The organism is Roseomonas rosulenta (genome assembly GCF_016106005.1).
Taxonomy (GTDB): Bacteria; Pseudomonadota; Alphaproteobacteria; order Acetobacterales; family Acetobacteraceae; genus Neoroseomonas; species Neoroseomonas rosulenta.
Map to the genome: position 1 here is coordinate 1 of NZ_JACADR010000032.1, position 13,912 is coordinate 13,912.

General features: G+C 70.8%; 15 protein-coding genes. 5 read left to right on the forward strand and 10 right to left on the reverse strand.

Features of this window, described 5'->3' with window-relative positions:
* The coding region (locus HW578_RS06690; RefSeq protein ID WP_198369770.1) for a hypothetical protein at positions 1-599 on the forward strand (599 nt) is incomplete at its 5' end.
* A 155-nt stretch (positions 600-754) separates the two neighbouring features.
* On the opposite strand, the gene HW578_RS06695 is transcribed toward HW578_RS06690, so the two are convergent.
* From HW578_RS06695 to HW578_RS06705, 3 genes are read right to left on the reverse strand one after another with little or no spacing between them, the layout of a single operon-like run.
* Positions 755-1,438: a DUF599 domain-containing protein gene (locus HW578_RS06695; RefSeq protein ID WP_198369771.1), complete on the reverse strand. Its 684-nt coding sequence runs from the start codon at positions 1,436-1,438 to the stop codon at positions 755-757.
* On the reverse strand, positions 1,435-1,911 hold the full coding sequence (locus HW578_RS06700) for a hypothetical protein (RefSeq protein ID WP_198369772.1): 477 nt from the start codon (positions 1,909-1,911) through the stop codon (positions 1,435-1,437). Before HW578_RS06700 ends, HW578_RS06695 begins: the two co-directional genes overlap by 4 nt.
* Before the next feature lies 1 nt (position 1,912).
* Positions 1,913-3,130 carry an NADP-dependent isocitrate dehydrogenase gene (locus tag HW578_RS06705; RefSeq protein ID WP_198369773.1) on the reverse strand — a complete coding sequence of 406 codons (1,218 nt, stop codon included), beginning with the start codon at positions 3,128-3,130 and terminating at the stop codon, positions 1,913-1,915.
* Positions 3,131-3,279: 149 nt separating this feature from the next.
* Between HW578_RS06705 and HW578_RS06710 the strand changes: the two genes are divergently transcribed.
* The gene (locus HW578_RS06710; RefSeq protein WP_198369774.1) at positions 3,280-3,477 is read left to right on the forward strand and encodes a hypothetical protein; all 198 of its coding nucleotides are present in this window, start codon (positions 3,280-3,282) and stop codon (positions 3,475-3,477) included.
* 150 nt (positions 3,478-3,627) lie between these two features.
* Here HW578_RS06710 and HW578_RS06715 read toward each other — a convergent pair whose 3' ends face one another.
* Positions 3,628-4,614 (reverse strand): MBL fold metallo-hydrolase, encoded by a 987-nt coding sequence (locus tag HW578_RS06715; protein WP_198369775.1) that lies wholly within the window; start codon positions 4,612-4,614, stop codon positions 3,628-3,630.
* Positions 4,615-4,747: 133 nt separating this feature from the next.
* Here HW578_RS06715 and HW578_RS06720 point away from each other — a divergent pair, with 133 nt between their 5' ends.
* From HW578_RS06720 to HW578_RS06730, 3 genes are read left to right on the forward strand one after another with little or no spacing between them, the layout of a single operon-like run.
* A complete protein-coding gene (locus HW578_RS06720; protein WP_198369776.1) occupies positions 4,748-4,912 on the forward strand; it encodes a hypothetical protein in 165 nt (54 codons plus the stop codon).
* Entirely contained in the window at positions 4,909-6,120 is a 1,212-nt protein-coding gene (locus HW578_RS06725) for a flavin-dependent oxidoreductase (protein ID WP_198369777.1), read from the forward strand. The genes HW578_RS06720 and HW578_RS06725 overlap by 4 nt, the downstream gene beginning before the upstream one ends.
* Positions 6,121-6,179: 59 nt before the next feature.
* Positions 6,180-6,950, forward strand: coding sequence for an enoyl-CoA hydratase (locus HW578_RS06730; RefSeq protein WP_198369778.1), 771 nt, complete (start codon positions 6,180-6,182; stop codon positions 6,948-6,950).
* On the opposite strand, the gene HW578_RS06735 is transcribed toward HW578_RS06730, so the two are convergent.
* The 6 genes from HW578_RS06735 to HW578_RS06760 all read right to left on the reverse strand — a co-directional run bounded on the left by HW578_RS06735 (position 6,947) and on the right by HW578_RS06760 (position 13,900).
* Positions 6,947-7,999, reverse strand: coding sequence for an ABC transporter ATP-binding protein (locus HW578_RS06735; protein WP_198369779.1), 1,053 nt, complete (start codon positions 7,997-7,999; stop codon positions 6,947-6,949). The genes HW578_RS06730 and HW578_RS06735 overlap by 4 nt on opposite strands.
* Complete coding sequence (locus HW578_RS06740; RefSeq protein ID WP_232478732.1) at positions 7,996-10,206, reverse strand: ABC transporter permease; 2,211 nt, start codon at positions 10,204-10,206, stop codon at positions 7,996-7,998. Before HW578_RS06740 ends, HW578_RS06735 begins: the two co-directional genes overlap by 4 nt.
* Before the next feature lie 7 nt (positions 10,207-10,213).
* On the reverse strand, positions 10,214-11,230 hold the full coding sequence (locus tag HW578_RS06745) for an ABC transporter substrate-binding protein (RefSeq protein WP_198369780.1): 1,017 nt from the start codon (positions 11,228-11,230) through the stop codon (positions 10,214-10,216).
* Positions 11,227-12,249, reverse strand: a complete 1,023-nt coding sequence (locus HW578_RS06750; protein ID WP_198369781.1) for an ABC transporter substrate-binding protein — start codon at positions 12,247-12,249, stop codon at positions 11,227-11,229. Before HW578_RS06750 ends, HW578_RS06745 begins: the two co-directional genes overlap by 4 nt.
* Before the next feature lie 52 nt (positions 12,250-12,301).
* Entirely contained in the window at positions 12,302-13,333 is a 1,032-nt protein-coding gene (locus HW578_RS06755; protein WP_198369782.1) for an ABC transporter substrate-binding protein, read from the reverse strand.
* A 123-nt stretch (positions 13,334-13,456) separates the two neighbouring features.
* On the reverse strand, positions 13,457-13,900 hold the full coding sequence (locus HW578_RS06760; protein WP_198369783.1) for a cupin domain-containing protein: 444 nt from the start codon (positions 13,898-13,900) through the stop codon (positions 13,457-13,459).
* Between the last annotated feature and the right edge of the window lie 12 nt (positions 13,901-13,912).

The following is a 13,912-nucleotide window of genomic DNA, read 5'->3' on the forward strand; positions in this document are numbered from 1 at the left end:
TGATCGCCGCCGCGCTGCTCGCGCTGGCCGCGCCGGTGGTGGACGCCGCCCGCGCCACGCTGCGCGCCGCGCGTCCCGGCGCGCCGCCGCTGGTGCTGGAAGCCCGATCGACCGACGAGCAGTGGATCATCCGCGTGCTGGAAGGCGGGCTCGAGACGCAGCTGATCACGCTCGACACCGACCTGCCGGACACGCGGCCGTGGCTGGCCGATGCGAATGGCGACCGCGCAGCGGATCTCTGGATTCCGGTGATCGGCGGCAATGCGAATACCGCCTGGGACCTGTGGCTGATGCAGCCGGGGGAGGGACGCTTCCGCCGCGCGGGCGAGATCGGCGGCCTCGGCTTCTCGCGCGACCAGGCGGGCCGCCTGGTCGCGCTGGGGCGCGAGGGGTGCTGCACGGTGTCGATGGTGTTCCACCGCTTCGGACCTGACGGCGCGCTGCGCGAGGCCTTCGCGGTGAACCGCCGGCTCGATGAATACGGGCCGAACCGGTGCACAGGCTCGGCCATCACGGAACCGGCGCCGGCCGCGGTGGTGCGCGCCGCCTGCGGGCTGGAGGCCGGGCGGATGCCGGGCGTGCGGCTCGGGCCGCCCTGATCGTCGGCTGACAAAGGATCGACCTTCGTCAGCCGGGTATCAGCCTTTGGTGTCGCGCGCGGCCGCCCCACCAACCACGCATGCCGGCATGACGCCTTCGCGTGCGAGGTCCGCTGGCCAGGGGTCAAGCCCCTGGCCCACTATCATCCGGCGCGCTACCGCACCGCACCGGTCGCCAGCGCGTCGCGCGCGGCGGAGCGGAACTCGCGGCGGTGCACCTCGCGCAGCACCAGCAGGCTGGCGGCGATCAGCGCGACGGGATGGATGATCCAGGCCAGCGCGGCGAGGCCGAAATAGTAGGACCGCAGCCCGGTGTTGAAGTGGCGCGCGCCGCGATTGGCCAGGCGTGCCGCGGCCTCGGCGGCGCCCGTCGCGGCCGGGTCCTGGGGCATGCCCATCACCAGGATCGACACGTAGTTGAACTGGCGCAGCGACCAGGTGAGCTCGAAGAAGGCATTGACGAAGATCAGCAGCAGCAGCGCGATCTTCACCTCCCACATGGCGTCGTTCGGCACCTCGCTCCAGGGGAAGGCGGCGACGACGCGCCGGCCGAGATCGGGCGCGGCCAGCATCGCCACCAGCCCGCCCAGGATCAGGATGGAACTGGTCGCGAGGAAGGAGACCGAGGACATCAGGTTGCCGATGGCGGCGATGTCGGCGATGCGGTTGTCGCGCAGCAGGGCGGCGATCATCCAGCGGCGGCGGTGCTCGTCCATCGCGGCGATGACGCTGCGCGCGCGGATGGCGGGGACGCGGTCCACCACCAGGGCATAGACCACCCAGCAGGCGACGAAGACGCCGAGCGCGATCCAGTCGAGCGGCGTGAGGGGCAGGCTCACCGGGACGATCCCGCATCGACGGCGCAGGCGCCCTCCATCGCCTGTCGCGCGGCGGGCGAGGCACCAACGAAGCGCTGCGCCGCGCGATCCCAGGCATAGGTCAGCGGGATGTCGCGGCACTGCTGATCCCCGGTGCCGCAGGCGGTGATTCGCAGGCGCAGCATCGCCCCCTGGCGGTCGATCTGCACGCGCCCGTCCTGCATCCCCTCGAAGATCCGCTGCGTGCGCGTCGGGCCTCCGGCCGGTGTCCAGCGCAGGTCGACCGCGGTGGACAGGTGCACGCCCCCGGCCGGGGCGCGGCCGATGCGCCAGCGCAGCGGCCCGGTTGGCAGGCCCTGCAGCGTGCCCTGTTCGATCGCCGCCTGCGGGTGCTGCCAGTCGAAGCAGTCGGCGCGGGCGGCGGTGACCGCCAGCGCCAGGGCGGTGCCGAGCGTGCCGCATCCGAGGATGACGGCACGCATCGGCGGGGCCATGTCAGGCCATCGCCTTCTTCAGGTTCTCGTCGATCTTGGCCAGGAAGGCCTGGGTGTTGAGCCAGGGCTGGTCTTTGCCGATCAGGATCGCGAGGTCCTTGGTCATGTAGCCGCTCTCGACCGTGTCGATGCAGACCTTCTCGAGCGTCTCGGCGAAGGCGGTGACGTCGGGCGTGCCGTCGAAGCGGCCGCGATACGCAAGCCCACGCGTCCAGGCGAAGATGGAGGCGATCGGGTTGGTGGAGGTCTCGCGGCCCTTCTGGTGCTCGCGGAAGTGGCGCGTGACGGTGCCGTGCGCGGCTTCCGATTCCACCGTGTTGCCGTCCGGGGAGAGCAGCACGGAGGTCATCAGGCCGAGCGAGCCGAAGCCCTGCGCCACGATGTCGGACTGCACGTCGCCATCGTAGTTCTTGCAGGCCCAGACATAGCCGCCTTCCCACTTCAGCGCGCAGGCCACCATGTCGTCGATCAGGCGGTCCTCGTAGGTCAGGCCGGCGGCCTTGAAGCGGTCGGCAAACTCGGCGTCGAACACCTTCTTGAAGATGTCCTTGAACTCGCCGTCATAGGCCTTGAGGATCGTGTTCTTGTGGCTGAAGTACACGCTGTAGCCGCGCGCCAGGCCGTAGTTCAGCGAGGCACGGGCGAAGCCCTCGATCGACTTGCGGGTGTTGTGCATGCCCATCAGCACGCCGCCGCCGGCGGGGAAGTTGGTCACTTCGAGTTCGATCGGCGCGCCGCCATCCGCTGGCGTCCAGGTCAGCGTCGCCTTGCCCGGGCCCGGGATCTTGGTCTCGGCGGCGCGGTAGATGTCGCCATAGGCGTGGCGGCCGACGACGATCGGCTTCGACCAGTGCGGCACCAGGCGCGGGACGTTCTTGCAGATGATGGGCTCGCGGAAGATCGTGCCATCCAGGATGTTGCGGATGGTGCCGTTCGGGCTGCGCCACATCTTCTTGAGGCCGAATTCCTTCACCCGCGCCTCGTCAGGGGTGATGGTCGCGCACTTCACGGCCACGCCGTACTGCTTGGTGGCATTGGCGGAATCGACGGTGATCTGGTCGTCCGTCTCGTCGCGCTTCTGTATGCCCAGGTCGTAGTACTTCAGGTCGATGTCGAGGTAGGGCAGGATCAGCTTGTCCTTGATGAACCCCCAGATGATGCGGGTCATCTCATCCCCATCCATCTCGACGACGGGGGTCTTCACCTTGATTTTGGCCATGCCTGTCCTCTGGAGCGCGTGCGTGTAGCGGGCCTGCCCCAGGGGGGCGGCCGGCGCGGGCGGACCTTGCACCCGGGGGGCGGGTGCGGCAAGTCCGCGATGAGGAAAAAGCGGCCCGCGACCGCCCTTTTCGCAGGATGGAGGGATGCATGAAGGACGCCCCGCGGGGCATCGCCGCCGGGATCGCCCGCAGCCTGCAGAAGGCCACGGGCGAGGGATACCGGCTGGGCTACGAGATCGCCCGCGACGAAGCTGCCTTCCTGGCCCTGGAAGCGGGGCGTCCCGACCTGGCCGAGCGCATCCGCGCGCTGCGGCCGCTGCCGGACCGCACCGCGCGGAAGGGCTGAGCGGGCGGCGTCAGCCCATCGGATCGCGGTGAAACCGCGATCCGGGAGCGCAAGGCGCGACCGCGCCCAGACCTTCAGTCGCCTCCGGCGCGCCAGCGCATGGCGCGAAGGCGAGGCGGCCGGATGGCCGCCGCCCACCGCCTGAGGGCATCAACCAAGGCTTGTGACGTCCATCGGTGCCGGCACCCAGCCATAGCCCTGGCCTTCCTTCACCACATTGCCCAGCCCCGGCCAGGGGAAGTGGTAGGAGAGCAGCTGCGGCTGGTCGGTCGCGAAGCGTTCGAGCAGCCGCGACCGCGTCTGCGCCGACTGCTTCGGGTCTGTATCGAAGGCGAATTCCAGCAGCGGGCGGCGCAGCAGCAGGATGTGGTGATGCGCGAGGTCGCCGGTATAGACCAGCACCCGCGGCCCCGAGGCGATGGCGTAGATGGTGTGTCCCACCGTATGCCCCGGCGCGGAAATCGCGGTGACGCCCGGCACCACCTCGGCCCCGTCGCGCACCATCACCATGCGGTCGCGATAGGCGGCGAGGTTCTTCTGCGCGCCGCGGATGAAGGGCTCCATGAAGGCGGGGCCGCGGATATTGGCGTCGTTGGTCCAATAGGCCAGGTCGGCCTCGCTGATCGCAACCTGGGCATTGGGGAAGTTCCGGTTGCCCTGCGCATCGACCAGCGCCCAGCAATGGTCGCAATGCGCGTGGGAGAGCACGACCAGGTCGATCTGTGCGGGCTCGATCCCGGCCGCTCGCATGTTGCGCAGCAGGCGCCCGGTGGTGGGCCCGAACATCTGGCTGGCCGCGCCCATGCTGTCGCCCATGCCGGTGTCGAATAGGATCAGGTGGCGGCCGGTGTTGAGGATGACGGCGTTCTGTTCGAGCAGCGCATTGGCGGGGTCGAGCAGCGCGCTGCGCATCATGGCGTTGACCTCGCCCGGCGCGGCGCCGACGAAGGAATCCTCCGCCTTGCCGAGCGGCAGGGCGCCGTCGGAGACGACCGTCACCTCGTACTCCCCGAAGCGGAAGCGGTACCAGGCGGGCGCGCCGCGGCCGATCATGGGGGCGGCGGCCTCGAGCCGGGCGAAGGGCAGGGCCGCGGCGGCGAGCCCGGCGCCGAGCAGGGCGCGGCGTTGGATGGACATGGATGGTCTCTCCCTCGTTGTTCGGCATGGCCGCGACGGCGCCGCGGCGGCAGGCTAGTGTTCCGGCACAGGACGACCCGGCTGCGTGTGTGGCCGGGCGACGATACTACCGTGACGGGAAAGGGGTGATGCAATGATCCTTCGCGTGATCGGGGCGGGCATGCTGGGCGTGGCGGTGGCCTCCGCGGCCGCGGGCGTCGCGGCGGGCGTGCTTGCGGCCTGCGCGCTGCGGCAATGCGCCAGGCGGCGCGCCGCCTGGCCGGAGGAGAGCACGCCGCCGCTGGACGAGGAAGCGTGAGCATCCTGGTCGCCGGCGGCGGGGTGGGCGGGCTCGCGCTCGCCCTCTCGCTGCACGAACGCGGCATTCCCTGCACGGTGTTCGAGGCGGCCGACGCGGTGCGGCCGCTCGGTGTCGGCATCAACACGCTGCCGCATGCGATTCGGGAGCTGGCGGCGCTCGGGCTGCTGCCGGCGCTCGATGCCGTGGCGGTGCGCACGCGGGAATTGCGCTACCTGAACCGCTTCGGGCAGGAGATCTGGGTCGAGCCCCGCGGCACATGGGCCGGGCATGACGTGCCGCAATTCTCCATCCATCGCGGGCGTCTGCACGCGGTGCTGTGGCAGGCGGCGCGCGAACGCCTGGGGCCGGAGGCGCTGGTGACGGGCGCCCGGCTCGCGGGCTTCGCGCAGGATGCGGAGGGCGTCACGGCGCGCTTCGCCGATGGGCGCAGCGCGCGCGGCGCGGCGCTGGTCGGTGCGGACGGCATCCATTCCGTGCTGCGCGCGGCGCTGCATCCCGATGATGGCGGCATTCGCTGGAACGGCATCCAGATGTGGCGCGGCGCGGTGGACTGGCCGGAATTCGAGGGCGGCGACACCATGATCGTCGCCGGCGACATGGCCGAGAAGCTGGTGCTGTATCCCATCGCGCCCGGGTCGCGGCCGGGGATGCGACTGACCAACTGGGTGGTCTGCGCGCAGATCGGCGATGCGACGAAGCCGCCGCCGCGGCGCGAGGACTGGTCGCGGCCCGGGCGGCTCGAGGAGGTGATGGCGCATGTCGCGCGCTTCCGCATCCCGTTCCTCGATGTGGAGGCGCTGGTGCGCGGCACGGCGGAATTCTGGGAATACCCGATGTGCGATCGCGACCCGCTGCCCTGGTGGACGCAGGGGCGCGTGACGCTGATGGGGGATGCGGCGCATCCGATGTACCCGGTGGGGTCGAATGGGGCCTCGCAGGCGGTGCTCGATGCGCGCTGCCTCGCTTCGCTGCTGGCGGAGCGCGATGCGCCGGCGGCGCTCGCGGCCTATGAGGCGGAGCGGCTGCCGAAGACCGCCGAGATCGTGCGCAGCAACCGCCGCGGCGGGCCGGAGCGCGTGGTGGACGTGGTCAGCGCGCGCGCCCCCGAGGGCTTCGCGCGGCTGGAGGACGTGATCGCGCGGGAGGAGCTGGCGGCGATCGCCGGCGGCTATGCGGCGATGGCGGGCTTCGCGGTGGCGCGCTGAGGGCGCGCCCTTCCGCGGCCCCACCGTAGGGCGCAGGATGCCGCGCGGGAGGAACACCGATGGCCGGACGGATCGACGTGCAGCGCAGCCACCAGGGGCGCGTCGCGCGCGTGGCGGTGGACCACGACGCCAAGCTGAACACGCTGAACCCGGCACTGATGCGAGACTTCGCGGCGGCCTTCGCGGCGCTGTCGGCCGATGACGGGCTACGCGCCGTCGTGCTGACCGGGGCGGGGCCGCGCGCCTTCATCGGGGGCGCGGATATCGGTGTCATGGCGGGCATCGCGGACGAGGCGGGTGCGGAGGCCTTCATCCGCCTGGTGCATGGCTGTTGCCGCGCGGTGCGCGACTGCCCGGTGCCGGTGATCGCGCGGGTGAATGGCTGGTGCCTCGGCGCGGGGCTGGAGGTGGCGGCGGCCTGCGACCTGCGCATCGCGAGCGAGACCGCGAAGTTCGGCATGCCGGAGGTGCGCGTGGGCATCCCCTCGGTGGTCGAGGCGGCGCTGCTCCCGGGGCTGATCGGCTGGGGCCGCACGCGCCGCCTGCTGCTGCTGGCCGAGACGATCGACGCGGCGGAGGCGCTGGACTGGGGCCTGGTGGAACGTGTGGCGCTGCCTGCCGCCCTGGATGCCGCTGTCGAGGAATGGGTCGCGCTGCTGCTCGAGGCCGGGCCTGCCGCGATCCGCGCGCAGAAGGCGCTGATCCGGCGCTGGGAGGACCTGCCGGTGGGCGCGGCGATCGCGGCCGGGATTGGCGCCTTCGCGGAGTCCTGGCGGACGGAGGAGCCGGCGCGGATGCTGGGGGCCTTCGCGGCGCGGCGGAAACGCTAAGGGCGCACCAGCATGATGCCTTCGGGGTCGAAGGTGAGGGCAATTTCCTCGCCCGGTGCGCGGCGATGCGTGCGGTCCGGGGAGGTGGCGAAGATCTCGCCGACCTCGGTCGCGAAATGGTATTCCATCTGCGAGCCCATGTAGGTGGCGCGCGCGACCGTCGCGGGCAGCCCGGCATCGGCGATGCGCACGGCCTCTGGGCGGATCACGATATCGGCCGCGCCGGCCGGAAGGCCACGATGCGGCAGGCGGATCCGCAGCGGGCCGAGGGCGACATCGGCCATGTCGCCGTCCAGCGCCATGACGGTGCCGCGCACGTGGTTCGCCTCGCCCATGAAGGTGGCGACGAAGACGGAATCGGGCGCCGCGTAGAGCTCGGACGGCGTGCCGGCCTGCGCGATCTCGGCATTGCGCATGACGATGATGCGGTCTGAGACGGCCAGGGCCTCGGCCTGGTCGTGCGTGACGTAGATGACCGTCACACCCAGGCGCTGCTGCAGGGCGCGGATCTCCTCGCGCATCGACCGCCGCAGCCGGGCATCGAGGTTCGACAGCGGTTCGTCGAACAGCAGCACCTCCGGTTCCAGCACCAGGGCGCGTGCCACCGCGACGCGCTGCTGCTGGCCGCCCGACATCTCCGACGGCAGCCGCGCGCCGAAGCCCTTGAGGCCGACGGTCTCGAGCGTGGCCTCGGCCTTCGCATGGGCTTCGCGCTTGCGGATGCCGGACGAAATCAGCCCATAGGCGACGTTGTCCAGCACGCTCATGTGCGGGAACAGCGCGTAGGACTGGAAGACCATGGAGACGTTGCGCTCGCCAGCCGAGAGCAGCGTCACGTCGCGCCCGCCGATCAGGATGCGCCCATCCGTTGCCTGCTCCAGCCCCGCCACCATGCGCAGCAGCATGGTCTTGCCGCAGCCCGAGGGGCCGAGCAGCGTGACCAGCGTGCCGCCCTCGATCACCAGGTTCAGCGGCTTCACGGCGGTGACGTTGCCGTAGCGCTTGCCGACGCCTTCGAGGCGGACCTCGGCGGCCTTGGTGGTGCTCATGCGCGGCCTCCGACCGGGGCGGGGGCCGCGGCGGTGCGGCGCCCGAGGTTGCGCCGCCCGACCGCCAGGTTGATCAGCCCGATCGTCGCCATCATCAGCACGATCAGCACGGCGCAATACGCGATCGCCAGGCCGTAGTCGCCGTTGATCACGCGGTTGATGATGAAGACCGTCGCCATCTCGTATTCCGCCGACACCAGGAAGATCACCGCCGAGACCGTCGTCATGGCGCGCACGAAGGAATAGACCAGCGCGGTGACGATGGCGGGCTTGAGCAGCGGCAGCACCACCGTGCGCAGCGTGCGGAAGGTGGAGGCGCGCAGCGTGATGGCGGCCTCGTCCAACGACTTGTCGAGCTGGCTCATGGCCGCGACACCGGACCGCACGCCGACCGGCAGGTTGCGGAACACGAAGCAGGCCACGAGAATGACGGCGGTGCCCGTGATCTCGAGCGGCGGCAGGTTGTAGGTCAGGATATAGGCCACGCCGATGACCGTGCCCGGCACCGCGAAGGTCAGCATCAGCGCGAATTCCAGCGCGGTGCGCCCGGCGAAGCGTTGCCGCGTCAGCACCCAGGCCGCGAGCAGGCCGATGCTGGCGGTGATGGGCGCGGCGATGGCGGCGAGTTGCAGCGTTGTGAACAGCGAATGCCACGCGCCGCCGGCGAACAGGATGCCGCCCGCAGGCGTCCATTCGAGCGCGAAGGCGCGCTGGAAATGGCTGAGCGTGGGCGTCCAGTCGCGCCCCCAGACGCGCACGAAGCCGCCGGCCAGCGCCATGGTGTAGACGATGATGGTGAGCGTCGCCCAGGGCAGCGCGATCAGGAAGGCCGCCCGCCGCACGCCGTTGGGCAGCGGGGAGGGCAGGCCGACATCGCCCTTGCCCGTCATGGACACGTAGGACCGCTTGCCGACGATGGCGCGCTGCCCGATGAAGGCCAGCAGCGCGACCACCAGCATCACCGCCGCCAGCACCGCCGCGCGGCCGAAATCCTGCTGCGCGCCGACGACCGCGAAGAAGATCTCGGTGGAGAGCACGCCGAAGGACCCGCCGAGTACGATCGGGTTGCCGAAATCGGCCAGCGATTCCACGAAGACGATCAGCCAGGCATTGGCGAGGCCCGGCAGCATCAGCGGCAGGCTGACCGCGCGGAAGGTGCGCATGCGCGTGGCACGCAGCATCTGCGAGGCTTCCTCCATGGCGGGCGAGATGCCCTCGACCACGCCGATCAGCACCAGGAAGGCGGTCGGCGTGAAGGAGAAGACCTGCGCCAGCCACACGCCGCCGAAGCCGTAGATCCAGCGCCCGAGCTGCACGCCGAACATCGCGTCCGCCGCCTGGTTCACCACGCCAGATCGCCCGAAGATCAGGATGAGGCCGAGGCCGATCACGAAAGGGGGGGTGATGATCGGCAGCACGGTCAGCAGCCGCAGCGCCTTCTTCGCGCGGAACCCGGTGCGCGTGACGATGAGCGCGAAGGCGAGGCCGAGCATGGTCGCCGCGGTGGCGGAGGAGACCGCCAGCATCAGCGTGTTCCAGAACACGCCGCAATTGACGTTGGCGGTGGTGCAGGACAGGCCCCAGATCTTGGCATCGAACAGCCGCGCGCCGAGCGCCTCGGCCCCGCTCAGGTCGCCGCGCGGTGTCACCATCTGCGTCAGCACATTGCCGACCGGCCAGGCGGTGAAGACGATGATGGAGGCCGCCAGCACGCCGACCGACCCTGAGACGAAGCGATCCCCCTTGAACCAGCCGCGCAGCGCCAGGCCATCGGTCAGCAGCAGCAGGAAGGCCACGGCGGTGACCACGCCGCCGAGGCCCATGCCGAACTGCCGGTCGTCCAGCTCGCCGAAGGCGGCGGTGGCCCATTCCCAGTTCCAGCCCTGGATGCCGATGGCGAGACCCTGGAGCACCACGGCCAGCACGCCGAACCCGCCGCCCGCGACCAGGAACCCCGCGCGGCGCGCCCGCGTGCCGAGCGGCAGCGCACCGGGCAAGGAAAGCGCCAGGGCGGCGAGGACGGGCCAGAACCAGAAGCGGCCGAAGGCCATCGCCTGGGTGAGCGCTGAGGCGGCCTCGGCATCCTCCGCGCCCAGCGCGAACAGCCCGCGCAGCGTCACACCGTCCTGCTGCATGTGCCAGGGCAGCACCAGCGCGCCGAGCGCGCCGGCCAGCCAGATGAACATGGAGGATCCGACGAAGCGCATGGCGTTCTCAGCGCGGCAGCGCGCCGACCTCCTGGTCCCAGCGGGTGAGGAGGCGGCGGCGCTCGGCACTCGCGCCGAAGCGGGCATTGTCGTAGTCGATGATGCGCGCGGTTGCCATGTTGGGCGCGCCGTCGGTCAGCGGCACGCGCATGTTCGCCATGGTCTGCAGCTTGCGCGCCTCCTGGCTGGCGGCGAGCTGCGCCTCCGCACTCAGCGCCCAATCGTAGAAGCGCCTGGCGTTCTCCATGTTGCGCGCGCCGCGGATGATCGACATCGAGCCGATCTCGTAGCCCGTGCCCTCGCAGGGCACGGCATGGCCGACCGGGAAGCCGGCCGCGCGTTCCTCGGCGGCGTTGTGCACGAAGGAGATGGACAGCGCCGTCTCGCCCCGCGCCACCGCCGTGATGGGCGCGGTGCCCGATCGCGGATAGGCGTTGATGGAGCCGTGCAGGCGCTTGAGGTAGTCGAAGGCCTGCTCCTCGCCCATCATCTGCACGAGTGTCGCGATGACGATATACGCGGTGCCCGAGGAATTCGGGTTCGCCATCTGGATCTCGCCGCGATAGGCGGGGTTCAGCAGGTCCGCCCAGCAGCGCGGTTCCGGCAGGCCGCGCCGCGCGATCAGTTCCGTGTTGAAGCCGAAGCCGAGCACTGAGGCGTAGACACCGACGGTGCGCCCCTGCGTCTGGCGCCACTGGGCCTGCGCCCAGGGGTGGAGTTCCGCGATGCGCGGGCTCTCCTGCGCGACGGTCAGGCCTTCCTCGCCGGCCGCCACATGCGGGTCCCCGGTGCCGCCCCACCAGACGTCGCCGCGCGGGTTGCGCGCCTCGGCGCGCAGCTGCGCCAGCATCTCGCCGGTGGATTTCTGCGAGAGCACCACGCGCACGCCGGTCGCGCGCTCGAAGCCGCGCGCGATCGGCTGGCACCATTCGATGGTGGCCGAGCAATACAGGTTGAGCTGGCCCTGCGCGGCGGCGGGTAAGGCGGTGAACAGCCCGATGGCGCCGGCGATGATGCCCCTCATCGCGGCAGCGACCCGATCTCGCGGTCCCATCGCGCAAGGATGCGCCTGCGCGTCTCCGCCTGGCCGAAGGCAGCGAAGTCATATTCCACCAGGCGGATGGACGAGAGGTCCGGGATGCGCGGATCGGGCTTCGCCCCGCGCGCCGCGGGCACGTGCCACTGGTTCACGGTGGGGCCGATATCCATGGCCGCCGGCGTCAGGTACCAGTCCACGAAGCGCCGCGCCTGCGGCAGGTTGCGCGCGCCGCGAATGATCGACAGGCAGGCCACTTCGTAGGAGGTGCCTTCCTCCGGATAGATCATCTCGATCGGGAAGCCGGCCTGCTGCATGGAGGTCGTCTCCATGTTGAAGGACGCCGCCACCGCGGTCTCCCCGCGCGAGACCGCCTGCATGGGCGCGGCGCCGGATCGCGTGTAGGCGTTCACGTTCGGATGCAGCCGGCGCAGGTAGTCGAAGGCGCGGTCCTCGTCCCAGAGCTGAATGAGGCCGGCGATGATGGTGTAGGCGGTGCCGGAGGAATTCGGGTTGGGCAGCTGGATCTCGCCGCGATAGGCGGGGTTCAGCAGGTCCGCCCAGGACCGGGGGATCGGCAGGTTGCGCCGCGCCATCAGCTCGCGATTGTAGGCGATGCCGATCGCGCCCGAGGAAATCCCCACGCAGCGCTCGCCAGCCATGGCGTGGACCCGCCGCGCCCAGTCGTGCAGCCCCGCCATGTTGGGCGAGGTATAGGCCTGCAGCAGGTTGCCCTCGGCGGCGGTGATGTGCGTCTCGGCCGAGCCGCCGAACCAGATGTCGGTGCGCGGGTTCTGCGCCTCGGCGCGGATCTGCGCGAGGATCTCGCCGGAGGATTTGCGCGCCATGGCCACGCGGATTCCGGTCTCGCGCTGGAAGGCGGCGGCGATCGCCTCGCACCAGTCGGCCGCAGGCGCGCAGAGCATGTTGAGGCTGCCCTGCGCCGCGGCAGGCGTCGCGGCCGAGAGCAGCAGCGCCGCGGCGGCGGCAAGCGAACGAAGGCTCATGGGGGGCGATCCGATCCGGAGTGGCGGGCCGGCTTGCGCCGGCCCCGGGGCATCAACGCGGCAGCGCGCCGACCTCGCGGTCCCAGCGTTCGATCAGGCGGCGGCGTTCGGCGGCGCGGCCGTACTTCGCGAAGTCGTAGTCGATGAGGCGGATGCGCGAGAGGTCGGGCGCATTGGGCGGCAGCGGTGCATTGCGGTTCGATGGCGTCTGGAGCTGGCCGCCCGCCTCGAAGCCCAGGCGCTGCGCCGGTTCCGTCAGCGCCCAGTCGTAGAAGCGCCGCGCCTGCGTCAGGTTGCGCGCGCCGCGGATGATCGACATCGAGCCGATCTCGAAGCCGGTGCCTTCGCAGGGGGTGGCGTAGGAGACGGGGAAGCCCGCGTTGCGCTCGGTCACCGCGTCATGAACGAAGGAGAGCGATACGCCGGTCTCCCCGCGCGCCACCGCCTTGATCGGGCCGGTGCCGGAGCGCGCGTAGGAATTCACGTTGGGGTGCATGCGGCGCATGAAGTCGAAGGCCTGGTCCTCGCCCATGATCTGCACGAGGGTCGCGATGATGACGTAGGCGGTGCCGGAGGAATTCGGGTTGGCCACCTGGATCTCGCCGCGGAAGCGCGGGTCGAGCAGATCGGCCCAGCAGGCCGGCGGGGCGATGCCCTTGCGCGCGAGAAGTTCGGTGTTGAAGCCGAAACCGACCGCGCCCGCATAGACGCCGATGGCGCGGCGGTTCGACTGGTTCCACTGCGTCAGCGCCCAGGGCTGGAGGTTCGCGTTGTTGGGGCTCTCATAGGCCTGGGTGAGGTTCTCCTCGCCGGCGGCGAGGTGCGGGTCGCCGGTGCCGCCGAACCAGACATCGGCGCGCGGGTTCTGGCCCTCGGCGCGGATCGCGGCGAGTGTCTCGCCCGAGCCGCGCTGCGTCATGTTCACGCGGATGCCGGTGTCGCGCTGGAAGTTGGTCGCGATCGCCTGGCACCATTCGATCTGAACGGAGCAATACAGGTTGAGCGTGCCCTGTGCTGCAGCCTGCAACGGCGTGAAGGCGATTCCGCCTAGAAGGGCGGCGAGGGGCAGCAACCGGCGGCGCATGACGCGTTCTCCCTGGTTTCGTGATCCCGCGTCCGGCGGCAATGGGGCGCGCCGGCGCGGGCGGGTTGTCACGAAACTGTCGCAGAACTGTCACCAAGGCAAGCGCGCCGGGGCGCGCCGCGGTCAGCCCGGCGGCGGGAGGAACTCGACCTCGTATTCGCTGGCGATTCGCACCACCTCGGCCGGGTCGGCGACATTATGGATGCGCGTGAACAGCGTGTAGAGCCCCTTGGCCGGGCTCACCCAGAACAGCGCGCGCACCGGCGCGCCGGACTTGTTGAAGATGCCGTGCATGATGCCGGCCGGCATGCGGATCAGGTCGCCGGCCTTGGCCTGCGCGGGCTGGCCGTCCAGCACCAGGTCGAAGCGGCCTTCGAGGACGCGGATGAATTCGTCCTGCGTGGCGTGGATGTGCGGGGGCACGAAGGTGCCGTCGGGGAACAGGGTGTCGAAGGCGAAGCAGGAGTCGCTGTGCGCGACCGGCTTGTAGGTCTGGCCGAGGATGTTCCAGACGACGCCGCCCTCGCCCTCGCCAGCGGGGGTGATGCCCGGGGTCATGGTGGTCATGGCGTGATCCTC

Coding starts and splice junctions, on each gene's coding strand:
- HW578_RS06710 (WP_198369774.1), top strand. CDS start 3,280: ATGAAGGACGCCCCGCGGGGCATCGCCGCCGGGATCGCCCGCAGCCTG.
- HW578_RS06720 (WP_198369776.1), top strand. CDS start 4,748: ATGATCCTTCGCGTGATCGGGGCGGGCATGCTGGGCGTGGCGGTGGCC.
- HW578_RS06740 (WP_232478732.1), bottom strand. CDS start 10,206: ATGCGCTTCGTCGGATCCTCCATGTTCATCTGGCTGGCCGGCGCGCTC.
- HW578_RS06715 (WP_198369775.1), bottom strand. CDS start 4,614: ATGTCCATCCAACGCCGCGCCCTGCTCGGCGCCGGGCTCGCCGCCGCG.
- HW578_RS06745 (WP_198369780.1), bottom strand. CDS start 11,230: ATGAGGGGCATCATCGCCGGCGCCATCGGGCTGTTCACCGCCTTACCC.
- HW578_RS06735 (WP_198369779.1), bottom strand. CDS start 7,999: ATGAGCACCACCAAGGCCGCCGAGGTCCGCCTCGAAGGCGTCGGCAAG.
- HW578_RS06760 (WP_198369783.1), bottom strand. CDS start 13,900: ATGACCACCATGACCCCGGGCATCACCCCCGCTGGCGAGGGCGAGGGC.
- HW578_RS06755 (WP_198369782.1), bottom strand. CDS start 13,333: ATGCGCCGCCGGTTGCTGCCCCTCGCCGCCCTTCTAGGCGGAATCGCC.
- HW578_RS06705 (WP_198369773.1), bottom strand. CDS start 3,130: ATGGCCAAAATCAAGGTGAAGACCCCCGTCGTCGAGATGGATGGGGAT.
- HW578_RS06750 (WP_198369781.1), bottom strand. CDS start 12,249: ATGAGCCTTCGTTCGCTTGCCGCCGCCGCGGCGCTGCTGCTCTCGGCC.
- HW578_RS06730 (WP_198369778.1), top strand. CDS start 6,180: ATGGCCGGACGGATCGACGTGCAGCGCAGCCACCAGGGGCGCGTCGCG.
- HW578_RS06700 (WP_198369772.1), bottom strand. CDS start 1,911: ATGGCCCCGCCGATGCGTGCCGTCATCCTCGGATGCGGCACGCTCGGC.